Raw genomic sequence first — 15,872 nt, 5'->3', positions numbered from 1 at the left:
GACTCAGCCCTGATTGAGCAGTTGACGCAAATCGATCACTGCGGCGTTGGCCCGGGAAATGTAATTGGCCATGACCAGCGAGTGGTTGGCCAGCACGCCGAAACCGCTGCCGTTGAGGATCATCGGGCTCCAGACCGGCTCTTGCGAGGCTTCCAGCTCACGAATGATCTGGCGCACGCTGACCGTGGCGTTCTTCTTCGCCAGTACATCGGCGAAGTCGACTTCGATGGCGCGCAGCAAGTGGGACAACGCCCAAGCCTGACCGCGGGCTTCATAGAACACGTTATCGATTTGCATCCACGGGGTTTCGACGATTTCTTCGTCCACCTGCGGCACTTGGCCCGGCACAACCACTTCGGTTTTCAGCGAGGTGTTGAGCTTGACCCGGCCCACGCTGGCCGACAGCCGTTGCGACAACGACCCCAAACGGGTGCCGACATCGCCCAGCCAGTTGTTCAGGTTGTCGGCCCGGGCATAGAACAGTGCGTTTTTCTGCGTTGGGTCGGACAAGCGAGCCTGATAGCGGCTCAGGGAATTGATACCTTCCTGATACTCGGACTCACTGGAAGGCAGCACCCAGCTCTTGTTGTCAAAGTTGAAACGCGGCTCGGCCTTGGCCAGATCGGCGTCTTCGGCCGATTGCGATTGCGAGCGGGCGAAGTCTTTGCGCATGGCGCGCGTCAGGTCGCGAACCTGGACCAGTACGCCATACTCCCAGCTCGGCGTGTTATCCATCCACAGTCCCGGCGGGAAACGGTCGTTGGAAATGTAGCCGCCCGGCTTGTTCAGCAACGTACCGGCGACGGTCTTGAGGGTTTCCACCGTGGTGTAGCCGATGACCATCTGCTTGCCTTCTTTCTCGGCCGCCATCTGGGCATTCTGCTGAACGGGGAACAGCGCCGGCTCCTGGCTCCAATACCAGCCCAGACCGATGGTCACCAAAAGATACAGTCCAACCAGCGTCGCCAGCGCCCGGCTGAACAAAACGCCACCTATATAAGAGCGGGCAGCCGATTTCGGTTCAGCGGCACGTTCAGGCGCGCTGCCCGCGCGGTTCTTCCAGTCCAGCATGGCGATATCCTTTCAATCACTTGAGTTCATCGGTTCGACCACAACCATACAACAACGTGCCTTTGACCGGCACCCGCCGTTGGGTGAATCCCGAAAATTACCTCTGTGATTGGTGATCACCGTGTGCCCATGAACTGAGCCGCCCTGCCCGGTTAAACGCCAACGACCTTCATTGAGATTGGCTGAACCGCAGCCGAGATAAATAGATGGGCGATTCCCTCGCCGTCGGTTCTGCGCGGAGCCGAGTCGCCATCCACCGTTGCGATGTAATGACGCTGCGCCAGAGGCTCGCCCGTTGCATTGTCGAGGAGGCGAAAGAGTTTTGGCGATCTCGAAGGCTGGACGGGGGGATTTTGCACCAGCTCCATGACCTTCGGATCAAAGGCCCGATCCGGCATCCTCCAGTCGACGTAATCGGCTTCAGCCCTGACCAACCACCACTCTCCCCGCTCAATCTGGTCAAGCACCTCGCTGTCGAGGTCGATCAACAGGCTGGCACGCAGCTCGGCAAGGCCTTCGATGGGCTGTTGATCAAGCAGTGCCTGATGCACCAGCTCCAGCGCCTGCTCGCCGGCCCAGGCATGTCGCTGCTCCCACTCGGACAGACCCATTTGGTTGACCAGCCTCATGCCTGCCCCTCGTTGCTCCATTCATCGGATCCCATGGTTCGGCTGATTTCATGCCGCCAAGTAATACGACGATAGCTGAAATGGACTTTTTCCAGTTGAGTCAGGTAGGCGTTACCGGGATCCTGGCAATGCGGCATGAGCACTTCAGCGCCGACGATCACCGCATCTTCCAGCTCCAGCGTGTAGAAGTGTTCCTGAATCCCCTGCGCCGACGTGCGATACCACTCGACGCGGCACACTTTGAGCAATTCTCCCGAGCATAAAGCGTTGTTGATCAGCGGTGTCGCTTTGTCGATGGTCTTGGTAATGATCAAAGGCTTGTGCATCCGACGCCCCGCGCCCAAGCCTTTCGGCACGAAAATGCCGTGGCTCAGGGCCTGGATCATGATCTGGTCTTCACGGCCCAGTTGATAGACGTTGCCCACCGAGGCCTCGGTGAAGGCCCCCGCGCTGATCAAGCCTTGTCGTTCGCCGTGGAGGGTCATGAAGGCAGGGGTTGGCATGGTGGGATTCCTTTTTTATTTGGGTTGATAAACAGGATGACGATCTTGGTATCCCTCTTCGACTTCATCGAAGGGCGTCCACGGCTTGCCTATCGAGAGGGTTATCAGATAGCGTTCTTCGTCTGGGTACTTGCTGTACTTAAAACGGTACATAAACATCGCGACTTGATATTTTTCACCAGCATTCCAGTAGGTCGTTCCTCCTTGGTTCACGTCTCGTAACCGCGCTCGCCATGCAGGCGTATCGGCAAAGGGTGGAAAGGTTCTCGGTCCGGCAACCCGCCATCCGCCCTGGCGCCACTGATCCTGCAAATCCAGGACAACCTTCAGGGCATCATCGAGTAGCAGCGGCTCGATTTGCGGAGATATGCGGATGCTTTTAATCACGTTATCGTCAAATCCAACGGCGAAAAAACGCGCCTGCGGAGTAATGAATTCGTACTGTGGGTCGATGAATCGCAATCTCGCATCGGTCGCGGGGATACCGGACCAGACATTCCCGCGTACTAACGGGCTAAAGGAGGCGGAGGAGCGCTTGTGCAGGTCTTCATAGGTACCGCCCATTTCCAAAGCGATTACCGGCTCTTGCGATAGAGACTCAATTAACTGATACGCAGCCATCCCTATCAGGGCAGCCAGAAGCAGCAAACCTGTCCAAAGCCGCCAGCCGCTAATACCTTGCCGCAAATTCATCGTATTTCTTGTCCTGATGCGATTTCGGTGATCGACTGCTCCAGCACACTAAGGCTTGTGTCGTTGAGCATCTGATCAAAGCGCCCAGCAGCCCGAAATACGAAACGCATTCGCTGCTTGATATCCGATAAGTCCGCTAGCGGGCTGTTGCTGAAACCAATGGTGCGCCCGTCATGAATACGCTGGCATTGGCCGTGATCGTCGTATCCCTCTTCGACTTCATCGAACGGTGTCCACGGCTTGCCTATAGAAAGGGTGATCAGATAACGCTCTTCGTTTGGGTACTTGCTGTACTCGAAACGACTCATATACATCGTGACTTGATATTTACCACCTGCCTTCCAGTAGGTTTTTGCGTCTGTGTTCTCGTCTCGAAACAGCGCTCGCCATGCCGGAGTATCAGCGAATGGCGGATAACTGCTCGGCCCAGCTACCTGCCATCCGCCTTTGCGCCACTGATCTTGCAAACCAAGAGCGACCTTCAGGGCATCATCAAGCAACAGCGGCTCGATTTGCGGCGACATACGGATGCTTATGATCACGTTGTCATCGAAACCCACGGTGAAAAAACGAGCGGGTGGCGTCACGAATCCAAACTTCGGATCAATGAACCGTAAACTTGCATCGGTCTCGGGAAGCCCCATCCAGATATGTCCAGGTATTAAAGGGCTGAAGGAAGCAGAGGAGCGCTCGTAAAGGTCTTCATAAGTGCCGCCCATTTCCAAAGCGACTTCCGGACCATCCGAAAGCATTTCGATCGTCAATTTCACTGCAAGCACACACAAAATAACGAGCAATGCTCGCCTCCAGCTGCGAACCGCTTGCAACGACATGGTCATGACAACCCACCCCGCGCAGCGATCTCTCGAATAGATTGTTCCAGCGCGGACCGATTGACGTCCTGCAACATCTCGTCGAAGCGAGCCGCAGCCCGAAGCACAAACGGCATTCGCTGTTTGATGTCCGACAAATCCGCCAGGGGAGAGTTAACAAAACCAATCGTGCGGCCATCCTCGACGCGCTGACATTGGCTGGTGAGGGTCAACTCGATAGCTTGAGCCACTCCGGTAGGAAAACCGGTCACGTAGGAAGCATGGTTAGCACGCAGCAACGCCACCAGTTGTTGGTCCTCGTAGATGGTTGGCTGGAGGATATTGCGCTGTTCATGCCAAGCCAGGTGCTCAACGCTGTCAGCAATATTCCCCGCCTCAATCGCCTCAAACCCCTGCAAAATCTCGGTGTGATCCCGCCCGAAACGGAGTTTTTTCTGGTCCACCGGCCACAGCACCGGAAACTTCGGATGTCCAAGTATTCCCGCCCGCGCTCCCAGGCACCTCTTCAACTCTTTTAACCCACGCTTTGCATAGAACTCATGCAGCGGAAAAACATCAAGAAACAGCGCGGTATTGCCCAACGCCAACATGTCGTGCACATGCTGGAACTGCTGCTGCACCAGCGACAGATCCTCTCCTTGTGAACGAAAATCCACGGAAGGGACCGGATTACGCGAGTCGGCTTCTTTATATTCACGCAACTCATCCGCCTGTTCGGCCATCCTGCCCGGCGTCAACAACCCTGATTCGCGACGGCTGTCGCGCAACCGCTCCCGCGCTTCATACTCTTCGCGAATCAGATCAATACTGTCCGCCGCGTGAAGCAACCCGCAGCCAACCTGCTTGGAAGCAAACGCCGCCAACCCGGCCCATTGAAACCTCGGGTCATGCAGCCATAGCCGGGCGTACGCGGCATTAATCGCACGATTGCGCTCCACTGGATCGGCAATCAGGACGCCGCCGGGGGCAACGATTTCTTCCGCTTCCTTCTGGTAATGACGCCAAAGGCATGCGCACGTAAGAATCGGCACATCGGTGACAAACGCTCTGGAACCATAAAGCTCCATCTCTTTGCATTCACAATCAGCCACGGGCGTGCTGTTGTGATTCAGCAGCTGCTTATCGCAAGGCAGTTCTTTGAAACACTGGGTCATGATTGGTAATTGGCTTCTAGGGGAATCCCTGAACCCTACCAGCCAAAAATCCTGTCCGAATCACGCCGACGAAAAATCAGAATCCGCTGACAGACGAGAGTCGTCGTTAAGAAGGAAGTTGCCCTGATATGAATAGGAAACGTCCCGAAGCGCACTGTCTGCTGGCCGTTACCAGACTGTAACAAGCAAAGTTCGACCAACCAGTCAGAAACTGAATATCGCCGTAGTACAGATTATTGACTTACGACACTCATGCAATCGAAAAGAGGTGCTAGCATAGAGCCACCAGTCGATCTCAGCATGCACCCTAACTAGTAGTCAGGATATGACCGAGCCAGAAGACCCCAGCCGTGAGCGCCTCAAGCACCACTTTGCCCAGCGGGTAATTCATCAGGCACGTCAAATTCTTGAGATCTGGCAACGCCTGCAACGCAGCGAGTGGTCCCCCACCGACTTATCGGAACTGAGCGAGGCCAACCTGCGCCTGCTGCGTTTCGCCGAGCGTTTCGAACAACCGGAACACACGCAACTGGCGCGCCATATCGGCCTGTCACTGGAAGCGGTCGACGCCAATCGCGGGCGCCTGAGCAGCGGGCTGATCACCGACCTCAATCGGTTGATGCAGCGCCTGTCGCGCACCGGTCTGCGCCATGGCGATCAGTACGAACAAACCTTCCTGCCGCCGCTGCGCAAGCCGATCTATGTGATGCTGCAGGATCACGACCGTGCCGAGCGCCTCGCCAAGCAATTGGAATTCTTCGGGCTCAGTGCCCAGTCGCTGGACAGCGTGGCGGCGTTCCGTTCCTCGATGGTCGAACGCTTGCCCGCCGCGATCGTCATGGACGTGGACTTCAGCGGTCCCGGCATCGGTTTGAAACTGGCCGCCGAGGCCCAGGTCGGCCTGGATGAACCGTTGCCACTGCTGTTTTTCAGCCTGCTCGAAACCGACACTCCGACCCGACTCGCCGCCGTACGTGCCGGTGGCCAGGAATTTCTTACCGGCACGCTTGAAGCCTCGAGCTTGCTGGAAAAGATCGAAGTCCTGACCTGTGTCGCGCAGTACGAGCCTTATAAAGTGCTGATCATCGACGACTCCCGTGCCCAGGCCTTGCACACCGAACGCCTGCTCAACAGCGCTGGGATCGTCACGCGGACCTTGATCGAGCCGATTCAGGCGATGGCCGAACTGGCAGACTTCCAGCCCGACCTGATCATCCTCGACATGTACATGCCGGCCTGCACCGGTACTGAACTGGCCAAGGTGATCCGCCACAACGATCGCTATGTCAGCGTACCGATCATTTACCTGTCGGCCGAAGACGACCTGGACAAGCAGCTCGACGCGATGAGCGAGGGCGGTGATGACTTCTTGACCAAACCGATCAAACCCCGGCACCTGATCACCACTGTGCGCAACCGCGCCGCGCGGGCACGCAACCTGAAGGCACGGATGGTCCGCGACAGCCTCACCGGGTTGTACAACCACACGCACATTCTGCAATTGCTCGAAGATTGTTCGTTCCGCGCCCGCCGCGAAAACAAGCCGCTGAGCTTTGCGATGCTCGACATCGACCACTTCAAGCGGGTCAACGATAGCCACGGCCACCCGATGGGCGATCGCGTCATAAAAAGCCTGGCGCTATTTCTCAAGCAACGGTTGCGCAAGACTGACTTCATCGGTCGATACGGCGGGGAAGAGTTCGCGATTGTCATGCCCGACACCGATATCGAAGCGGCCTACAACGTCCTCGATGAAATCCGACAGCGTTTTGCCGAAATTCATTACCCGGCGCAACCTCAGGATCTCTGGTGCACGTTCAGCGCCGGGGTAGTCGAGCTGTGTGAAGATTCCGACGGGCTGATGATGGCCAGCCAGGCCGACGAGGCTCTCTATCGGGCCAAGCACGCCGGACGCAACCGCGTCCAAGCCGCACGGACGTCAAAGCAAAGTGCCACTTTTTCATCGGAATCAACCCCGTCCGTCATAACGCTGTAACAGAAACGCAATAACTTCAGGCGCTTACCATTCTGCCGTTGGTAGTCCCGCGATGCGCCTGAAGCTGCTGACCAATCTCAATACCCTCCTTTTAGTCGCCGTGTGTGTGGCGCTCGGTGCCACACTCTGGTGGTCGCAAAAAGCCCTCGAACGCCCTTATCTACTGATGGAGCGTTACCTCGGTTTGTCCCAGCAATTTCAAAATCAAGTCGCGCGTAACGTTGAAGACTACCTCTCCAGCGGCGATGCCCTGCGCCTGAGCGGCGCCAGCCAGGCGATCGACGACCTGCAACAGGAACTCGGCGAATTGCCGCCGGCATTGGCCGAGACCTTGCGCCCTAGCCTGTCGAACCTGAATGAGTTCAGCAAAACCGACCTGCTGGCCGCTGGCAAACTCGCGGGCGACCCGCAAGCGCTGCTGCTGCAAGCCGAGCGCGAACTCGGCGCCAGTCTCGATCAGCTCAGCCTGTATGCCAGCGATAACGCGGGCTACCTGACGCCATTGCTCGCCGCCTCACAGCACTTGGGCAAACTGTCTTTGGCCCGGGACAAACTGGTCAGCAGCGGTCGCAGCGAACTGGCCGCCGATGTTGAACGTGAAGTGACCAACATTCGCGCTCAAGCCGAACTGCTGAATGCCTTACCGCTATTAGGTGTGACGAGTACAAGTGAGTCGGGCACGGACGATTTCGCGGCGATGATGGGCCTGGAGAACACTGAAAAAGCGGTGGCGAAAGATGCCGGTGTCGGGCTCAAACGCGACCTCAATAGCCTGCTGACCCGCTATCCCTCGGAGCTTGCGCGCACCCGCGAGCAGATCCAGAAACGCGCCGACCTCAGCGCCGCGACCCACCTGAAAATCGCTGCCGTGCAGCAAGCCATCGCCGGGCTGGAGCCGGTGGTTCGCGCCCAGCACGGGCAAATCCAGAGCGAAGTGCGGCTGATGCAAGGGCTGATGATCGGCCTGATCCTGCTGATCGCGCTGCTCATCGACACCTTGCAACGACGCCTGGCCAGAACCCTGACCAACCTCGCGCCCGCCCTCTCGACCTGGGCCGAGGGCAACTTCAGCCGGGATATTGAACTGGGCAAGACCAACCGCGAACTGCACGACATTCAAGCCTCGCTCAATCGCCTGCGGGCTTATCTCGTCGACCTGGTGGGCACCATTCGCCTCAACGCCGAACAGGTCGCCGGCAGCAGCCGGACCCTGGCCGAGTTGAGCAATGACCTGCACAGTGGCGCCGAGCATCAGGCCGGTGACACCGCGCTGATCCGCGACTCCCTCGGCGAGCTGGAAGCGACCATCCAGCAAGTGGCCGGCGATGCCAGCCAGGCTGCCGCCGCCAGCCGCCATGCCGGGCTGGCGGTGGAACATGGGCAGAAAGTGATCGGCCTCAGCCTCACCGGGCTGCATGCGCTGGTGGGTGAAGTGCAAGGTAACGCGCAGATGATCGAGCACCTGGCCGAAGAGTCCGCGACCATTGGTGGCGTGCTGACAGTGATCCGCTCGATTGCGGACCAGACCAATCTGTTGGCCCTGAACGCCGCCATCGAAGCGGCCCGGGCGGGGGAAATGGGCCGTGGATTTGCGGTGGTGGCTGAGGAGGTTCGCTCATTGGCACAACGCACCGCTGGCGCCACGGCAGAGATCCAGACCCTGATCGCCGGCCTGCAAACCGCCGCGCGACAATCGGTAGAGGGCATGCGCGCCCAGGTCGAACACGCCGAAGCCACCGCCAATCAGGCCCAGGCTGCCGACGGGGCGCTGGATAAAATCGTCGGGGCCATCCAGACCATTTCCGACACCGCCGTGCGCATTGCCGATGTCACCGCCCAGCAGAGCGGCGCTGTCAGCGAAATCCGCGATCACAGTGAGCGAATTCACCAATTGGGTGGGGATAACTTGCTGAGAATTGGCGAGGGGCGTGAGCAAGGAGAAAATCTCCTTGTACTCGGCGGACGACTGCATACCGCCGTTCAGGCCTTCCGCGTCTGATCACATTCCCCTGTAGGAGCTGCCGAAGGCTGCGATCTTTTGATCCTGCTCTTGGCGCCTGACCCATCGCTGAAGATCAAGATCAAAAGATCGCAGCCTGCGGCAGCTCCTACAGGGAGTCGCCGCATTGCACAGTCAGCTATCATGCCTCCAATTCCGATACGCGAGATTGTCATGCGCCGTTTGCTCTGCCTGCTGCTTTTAGTGCTCACCCTGCCGGCCACCGCCGCCGGGTTGCTGGAGAGCCGGCCCAGTTCGACGCTGGGATCGATCAACAACAGCGCCGACTTCCTGCCGGTGCGCGAAGCCTTTCAGTTGAGCCTGGTAGAAAGCACACCGCAATCGATCAAACTGCGCTTCGTCGCAACCGAGGGCTATTACCTCTATCGGCATCGCTTTCAGTTTCGCGCCGATCCGGCCGATGTCGCCCTCGGGATCGCGCAACTGCCCAACGGCGAGAAGAAGCACGATGAGTACTTCGGCGACGTCGAGGTCTATCACGGCATGCTTGATGTCGAGTTGCCACGCACCGATCAACGCGCCTTCACCCTGGCCGTGACATATCAGGGATGCGCCGACAAAGGCCTGTGCTATCCACCCGAGACCGAACGCCTCGCCATTGCTGGCATTGGCGCCCCCGCACCAGCGCAAAACTGGAGCTGGCGCGAACTCGCGCTGTTTTTCCTCGCGGGCCTTGGCCTGACGTTCACCCCCTGTGTGCTGCCGATGCTGCCAATCCTGTCCGGCGTGGTGTTACGCGGCCAGGTTGGCGGTTTGCGCGGCTTCAACCTGTCCCTCGCTTATGTACTGCCGATGGCCGCGTGCTTCGCCCTGCTCGGCGCGTTGATGGGAATGTTCGGTGCGCAACTCAATCTCCAGGCGCGACTGCAATCAGCCTGGGTGCTGGTGCCGTTCGCGACATTTTTTGTGCTGTTTGCGTTGGCGATGTTCGGCGTCTTCGAACTCAAGCTGCCTCACGCGATCAGCAGCCGACTGGACCGGATCGCCGGCCGCACCGAGGGCGGCTCGTTGTGGGGCGCGGCGGTGTTGGGCGTGGTGTCCAGCCTGCTGGTTTCGCCTTGCGTTTCGGCGCCATTGGCTGGCGCGCTGCTGTACATCAGCGCCAGCGGCGATGCGTTGGGCGGTGGATTGAAATTGTTCATGCTCGGCCTCGGCATGGGCGCCCCGCTGTTATTGGTCGCTACCGGGGGCGCAGCCTGGCTGCCGAAAAGCGGGCCGTGGCTGGTCTATGTGAAAAACGCCATCGGGGTTTTGTTACTGGGGCTGGCGATCGGTTTGCTCAGTCGCGTGTTGCCGGGCGAGATCACCTTGCTGCTGATCGGCTTGCTGGCGGGTGGCGTCGGGTTATTCATGGGCGCGCTGGAGTTCGTCTATAAACCCCCTCGAAAACGCCTAGGCCAATTGCTTGGGATGTTCCTGCTGTTTTACGCGCTGGCCTGTTGGTACGGGGCGTTCAGTGGCCAGACCGATCCGCTCAATCCGATTGGCCAACCGCGTGTGGTTGCCGGCAATGAGCAAGCGCAAAACGCCAGTGACTGGCAAACCGTCAGCACCCCGGCAGAGCTGGAACGGGTCCTCGGCGAGGCCAGATCTTCCGCCACTCCGCTGCTGCTCGATTGGTACGCCGACTGGTGCATCAGTTGCAAAGTCATTGAACACGAAGTGCTCAACGACGCGAAGGTCGTCGACAGACTCAAGGGCTATCGGTTGATCCGTTTCGACATCACTGCAAGCAACACAGAGCAACGCGCCCTGCTCGACCGCTACAAGCTGTTCGGCCCGCCGGCGCTGATGTTTTTTGGCAAGGATGGCGTCGAACGCGCCGATGCGAGGGTGATCGGCGAGATCAATGCAGCGGACTTCGCCAAACGTGTCGCGAAAGCGAATGACCGGATTTAATCTCGCAGTCATAAATAATTGGTAAACATCGGCCATCGTGCTGGCTATTGCATAGAACTGGACAGTCACAAAGGCTTTGCGGCATAGTCGCCGGGTTCTGACAATTGCACACAGATATCAAGGAACAGCAGATGGCGACGCTATTGGTTCTGCACGGACCCAACCTGAACATGCTCGGCACCCGCGAACCGGGCACCTATGGCGCTACGACGCTGGCGCAGATCAACCAGGACCTGGAACGCCGTGCCCGTGAAGCCGGCCACCATTTGCTCCACCTGCAAAGCAACGCCGAGTATGAATTGATCGACCGCATCCACGCTGCCAGCAGCGAAGGTGTGGACTTCATTCTGATCAACCCAGCAGCTTTTACGCATACAAGTGTCGCATTACGTGACGCGCTGCTGGCGGTGAGCATCCCATTCATCGAAGTGCATTTGTCTAACGTGCACAAACGCGAACCTTTCCGCCATCACTCTTACTTCTCCGACGTAGCGGTGGGAGTGATCTGCGGCCTTGGCGCCAGCGGTTATCGACTGGCCCTGGAGGCCGCCCTGGAACAGCTTGAACTACAAGCTAAACGCCCCTGACCGACCCTTGGGAGTTGATGATTCATGGATATCCGTAAAGTTAAGAAACTGATCGAATTGCTGGAAGAGTCCGGCATCGACGAGCTCGAGATCAAGGAAGGCGAAGAGTCCGTACGTATCAGCCGCCACAGCAAGACACCAGCTCAGCAGTACTACGCTCCGGCGCCAATGCATGCTCCGGCGCCTGCACCTGTTGCTGCCGCCCCGGTTGCCGCTGCCGCTCCTGCTGCTCCGGCCGCGCCAGTGCTGAACGGCACCGTTGCCCGCTCGCCCATGGTCGGCACGTTCTACCGCAAATCTTCGCCGTCCTCGCCATCCTTCGTTGAAGTTGGCCAGACCGTGAAGAAAGGCGACACCCTGTGCATCGTTGAAGCGATGAAGATGATGAACCACATCGAAGCTGAAACCAGCGGTGTGATCGAATCGATCCTCGTCGAAGACGGCCAGCCGGTTGAGTACGACCAACCGCTGTTCACCATCGTTTGAACCGCGGAGAGACTTTGATGACTGCGAAGTTGGAAAAAGTTCTGATCGCCAACCGCGGTGAGATTGCCCTGCGCATCCTGCGTGCCTGCAAAGAGATGGGCATCAAGACCGTCGCCGTTTACTCCAAGGCTGACAAAGAGCTGATGCACCTGGGCCTGGCAGACGAATCCGTCTGCATCGGTCCGGCTTCGGCGGCTCACTCTTACCTGCACATTCCGGCAATCATCGCCGCTGCTGAAGTGACCGGCGCGACCGCCATTCACCCAGGCTACGGCTTCCTTGCGGAAAACGCCGACTTCGCCGAACAGGTGGAAAACTCCGGCTTTGCGTTCATCGGTCCGAAAGCCGACACCATTCGCCTGATGGGCGACAAGGTATCGGCCAAGCACGCCATGATCGCGGCGGGCGTTCCAACCGTTCCGGGTTCCGACGGCCCGCTGCCTGAAGACGAAGAAACCGCCCTGCGCATTGGTCGCGAAGTCGGTTACCCGGTGATCATCAAAGCCGCTGGCGGCGGTGGTGGTCGCGGTATGCGCGTCGTGCATAAAGAAGAAGACCTGATTTCTTTCGCAAAACTGACCCGCACCGAAGCAGGCGCGGCGTTCGGCAACCCGATGGTCTACCTGGAAAAGTTCCTGACCAACCCACGTCACGTGGAAGTCCAGGTGCTTTCCGACGGCCAGGGTCATGCGATCCATCTGGGCGACCGCGACTGCTCGCTGCAACGTCGTCACCAGAAGGTCCTCGAAGAAGCGCCGGCACCGGGCATCGACGAGAAAGCTCGCGCTGAAGTCCTCGCACGTTGCGTCAAGGCGTGCATCGACATCAACTACCGTGGCGCAGGCACTTTCGAGTTCCTGTACGAGAACGGCGCGTTCTATTTCATCGAAATGAACACCCGCGTCCAGGTTGAGCACCCGGTTTCGGAAATGGTCACTGGCATCGACATCGTCAAGGAGATGCTGAGCATCGCCGCTGGCAACAAGTTGTCGTACACCCAGGAAGACGTGGTTATCCGCGGCCACGCGCTGGAATGCCGGATCAACGCCGAAGACCCGAAAACCTTCATGCCGAGCCCAGGCACGGTCAAGCATTTCCACGCCCCGGGCGGCAACGGCGTTCGCGTCGATTCGCACCTGTACAGTGGTTATGCGGTTCCGCCGAACTACGATTCGTTGATCGGCAAGCTGATCACCTACGGCGCAACCCGTGACGAAGCCATGGCGCGCATGCGCAATGCGCTGGACGAAATCGTCGTCGACGGGATCAAGACCAACATCCCGCTGCACCGCGATCTGGTCCGTGATGAAGGCTTCTGCAAAGGTGGAGTGAACATTCACTACCTCGAGCACAAGCTGGCTGGCGAGAAGCACTAAGCTTTAGCCTGATCAACAAAGCCGCTTTCGAGCGGCTTTGTTGTATCTGGAGGTTTCATGTGGACTGCAACATACCTCCGTAGCAGCTGGCGAAACCTGCGTTCGGCTGCGCAGCAGTCGTAAAACCTGAGCGCACGGTCTTCCTGAAACAACGCACGGTCTGGATTGACGACTGCTGCGCAGCCGAACGCAGGCTTCGCCAGCTGCTACAGATTGCGTCGCGACTGAACCGAATGGCATTAAGGCTCGCCCACTCCCACAAAACCTCCGCGCTCGCGTAAACTTGCGCGCTTCTCGCAGCCCGCTAGGCTGCAATCAATATTTTTCAAAGGTGCCCGCCATGCCTTGGCTGCAAGTCCGTCTCGCCATCAGCCCAGAACAAGCCGAAACCTACGAAGACGCTTTCCTTGAAGTGGGCGCCGTGTCGGTGACTTTCATGGACGCCGAAGATCAGCCGATCTTCGAACCGGAACTCAATACCACCCCGCTGTGGTCGCACACGCACCTGCTGGCCCTGTTCGAAGGTGGCACCGAAGCCGCCACGGTGCTGGCCCACCTTGAGTTGCTGACCGGCAGCCCACTGCCCGAGCATCACAGCGAAGTCATCGAAGACCAGGACTGGGAACGCACCTGGATGGACGATTTCCAGCCAATGCGCTTCGGTCAACGCCTGTGGATCGTTCCAAGCTGGCACGCTGCCCCTGAACCTGACGCCGTGAACATTCTGCTGGACCCGGGCCTGGCGTTCGGCACCGGCACCCACCCGACCACCGCGCTGTGCCTGGAATGGCTCGACGGTCAGGACCTGAAAGACTGCAATGTGCTGGACTTCGGTTGCGGCTCGGGAATCCTGGCGATTGCCGCCCTGCTGCTGGGCGCCAAGGAAGCCGTCGGCACCGACATCGACGTGCAGGCGCTGGAAGCCTCTCGCGACAACGCCGGGCGCAACAACATTGCCGAGGCACTCTTCCCGCTGTATCTGCCGGAAGATCTACCGCAGGTTCAAGCTGACGTGCTGGTGGCGAACATCCTCGCCGGCCCGCTGGTATCCCTGGCGCCGCAACTGTCCAGCCTGGTCAAGCCCGGCGGGCGCCTGGCCCTGTCAGGTATCCTCGCCGAGCAAGGTGAAGAAGTCGCCAAGGCCTACGTTCAGGACTTCGACCTGGACCCGATTGCCAATCGCGATGGCTGGGTGCGCATTACCGGCCGTCGGCGCTAGAATGGACGCCTGCATAAACCGGATCGCCGCATGACCGACAGCTTCGTCACTCAGTGCCCGCATTGCCAAACCAGCTTCCGTGTCAGCCATGCCCAGTTGAGCGTGGCCCGCGGAGTAGTTCGTTGCGGCTCGTGCTTGCAGGTGTTCAACGCCGCCAAGCAGTTGCTGGAGCAGGCTGGCAAGGAAGCGGTCACGCCAGTCGCCCCGGTCATCGCCGACGCACCGGAACAACGGGCCATCAGCCTGAAGCAATGGACCGCCGCCGAACTGGATCTGGACAGCCTGGACCTCGACGAAGAACTCGCCCGGCTTGAACAGCGGGAAATCCAGCCGACCACCGAATTTGGCAGGCATCGCGAAGACGGTCTGAGCGCACACCGTGACCAGCCCGAAACCGAAGAAACCTGGTCCGACAGTCTGTTCAGCGAGTCCGCAGCCGATCGCGCACAGACCGTTGAAGACGATTTGCCGGAACTGGAACTCGAACCGGGCAATCACGAGCGCACCGAGCCTTCGCTGTCGCTGGAGCCGGTAGAACTGGACGAAGAGCCCCAGCCTCCCCAGTTGCGCCTGCACGATCCGCTCGACGCTCCGCTTCACCACGAACGCCTGTCGGCTACCGACGAAATTGACCACGACCTGCCGTCGATCGCCCCGCTGCGCAAGCGTCGTGAGCGCAGCGAACCGGCCGTAAACGCCGAAATACTGCAAGACCTGACCGATGATCCGCTACAACTGGATTGGCAGAGACGCCGCTCACCCTGGGGGCGCAGGTTTCTCTGGATGCTCCTGATCCTGCTCGGTGCCGCCGGACTCGCTGGCCAGTACGTCGCCTATCATTTCGACGAACTGGCGCGCCAGGACCAATACCGTCCGTGGTTCCAGCAACTGTGCCCGCAAATCGGCTGCACGGTACCGTCGAAAGTCGACATCGCGAAAATAAAAAGCAGCAACCTGGTGGTCCGCAGTCATCCCGACTTCAGTGGCGCACTGGTGGTCGATGCGATCATCTACAACCGCGCGCCCTTCTCCCAGCCCTTCCCGCTGCTGGAACTGCGCTTTGCCGACCTCAACGGTCATCTGATTGCCAGCCGTCGCTTCAAGCCCGGCGAGTACCTCAACGGCGACCTTGAAGGCATGGTTGAAATGCCGCCGCAAACGCCGATCCACATCGCTCTGGACATTCTCGATCCAGGCCCAAAAGCGGTGAACTACAGCCTGAGCTTTCATTCGCCCGAGTGAAACGGTTCACCGATTCAGGATTGACGGCGGCTTTCTGACTTTGCCCGTGTGGACCAAACCGCTGGCGATAACAGAATAACTGTTCAGATTTTGTTCAATTCAGCCTTTCTCCAGTCATCGAGAGCGGGTATCATGCCAACCCTTTTTCGAACTCTCATGATCCG

Annotated in this window: 14 protein-coding genes; 8 read left to right on the top strand and 6 right to left on the bottom strand. The window is 59.0% G+C overall.

Going from position 1 to position 15,872, the window contains the following annotated elements:
* Positions 1-3: 3 nt before the first annotated feature.
* The 6 genes from ACA052_RS03045 to ACA052_RS03020 form a co-directional block, all read right to left on the bottom strand.
* Complete coding sequence (locus tag ACA052_RS03045; protein WP_497648348.1) at positions 4-1,071, bottom strand: DUF2333 family protein; 1,068 nt, start codon at positions 1,069-1,071, stop codon at positions 4-6.
* Positions 1,072-1,223: 152 nt separating this feature from the next.
* A complete protein-coding gene (locus ACA052_RS03040) occupies positions 1,224-1,682 on the bottom strand; it encodes a hypothetical protein (protein WP_497648347.1) in 459 nt (152 codons plus the stop codon).
* A gap of 14 nt (positions 1,683-1,696) precedes the next feature.
* Positions 1,697-2,203: an Hcp family type VI secretion system effector gene (locus ACA052_RS03035; RefSeq protein ID WP_497648346.1), complete on the bottom strand. Its 507-nt coding sequence runs from the start codon at positions 2,201-2,203 to the stop codon at positions 1,697-1,699.
* Between the two features lie 15 nt (positions 2,204-2,218).
* Positions 2,219-2,896: a hypothetical protein gene (locus tag ACA052_RS03030; RefSeq protein WP_497648345.1), complete on the bottom strand. Its 678-nt coding sequence runs from the start codon at positions 2,894-2,896 to the stop codon at positions 2,219-2,221.
* On the bottom strand, positions 2,893-3,735 hold the full coding sequence (locus ACA052_RS03025; protein WP_497648344.1) for a hypothetical protein: 843 nt from the start codon (positions 3,733-3,735) through the stop codon (positions 2,893-2,895). The genes ACA052_RS03030 and ACA052_RS03025 overlap by 4 nt, the downstream gene beginning before the upstream one ends.
* Positions 3,732-4,883 (bottom strand): DUF2515 family protein, encoded by a 1,152-nt coding sequence (locus tag ACA052_RS03020; RefSeq protein ID WP_497648343.1) that lies wholly within the window; start codon positions 4,881-4,883, stop codon positions 3,732-3,734. The genes ACA052_RS03025 and ACA052_RS03020 overlap by 4 nt, the downstream gene beginning before the upstream one ends.
* Before the next feature lie 325 nt (positions 4,884-5,208).
* On the opposite strand from ACA052_RS03020, the gene gcbA reads away from it, so the two are divergent.
* From gcbA to ACA052_RS02980, 8 genes are all read left to right on the top strand, one after another.
* Positions 5,209-6,879, top strand: a complete 1,671-nt coding sequence (gene gcbA / locus ACA052_RS03015; protein ID WP_497648342.1) for a diguanylate cyclase GcbA — start codon at positions 5,209-5,211, stop codon at positions 6,877-6,879.
* A 52-nt stretch (positions 6,880-6,931) separates the two neighbouring features.
* Positions 6,932-8,878, top strand: coding sequence for a methyl-accepting chemotaxis protein (locus ACA052_RS03010; RefSeq protein WP_497648341.1), 1,947 nt, complete (start codon positions 6,932-6,934; stop codon positions 8,876-8,878).
* 174 nt (positions 8,879-9,052) lie between these two features.
* Positions 9,053-10,798 (top strand): protein-disulfide reductase DsbD, encoded by a 1,746-nt coding sequence (locus ACA052_RS03005; protein ID WP_497648340.1) that lies wholly within the window; start codon positions 9,053-9,055, stop codon positions 10,796-10,798.
* 131 nt (positions 10,799-10,929) lie between these two features.
* Positions 10,930-11,385 (top strand): type II 3-dehydroquinate dehydratase, encoded by a 456-nt coding sequence (aroQ, locus tag ACA052_RS03000; protein ID WP_497648339.1) that lies wholly within the window; start codon positions 10,930-10,932, stop codon positions 11,383-11,385.
* Between the two features lie 24 nt (positions 11,386-11,409).
* Positions 11,410-11,871 carry an acetyl-CoA carboxylase biotin carboxyl carrier protein gene (gene accB / locus ACA052_RS02995; protein WP_054044024.1) on the top strand — a complete coding sequence of 154 codons (462 nt, stop codon included), beginning with the start codon at positions 11,410-11,412 and terminating at the stop codon, positions 11,869-11,871.
* Between the two features lie 17 nt (positions 11,872-11,888).
* Positions 11,889-13,247: an acetyl-CoA carboxylase biotin carboxylase subunit gene (gene accC, locus ACA052_RS02990; RefSeq protein ID WP_497648338.1), complete on the top strand. Its 1,359-nt coding sequence runs from the start codon at positions 11,889-11,891 to the stop codon at positions 13,245-13,247.
* Positions 13,248-13,587: 340 nt separating this feature from the next.
* Positions 13,588-14,466 (top strand): 50S ribosomal protein L11 methyltransferase, encoded by an 879-nt coding sequence (prmA, locus tag ACA052_RS02985; RefSeq protein WP_497648337.1) that lies wholly within the window; start codon positions 13,588-13,590, stop codon positions 14,464-14,466.
* Positions 14,467-14,496: 30 nt separating this feature from the next.
* A complete protein-coding gene (locus ACA052_RS02980) occupies positions 14,497-15,708 on the top strand; it encodes a DUF3426 domain-containing protein (protein WP_497648336.1) in 1,212 nt (403 codons plus the stop codon).
* The last annotated feature ends 164 nt before the right edge of the window (positions 15,709-15,872 follow it).

This window comes from Pseudomonas sp. LBUM1644 (assembly GCF_059716195.1).
This window is presented reverse-complemented; position numbering and strand designations above follow the sequence as displayed.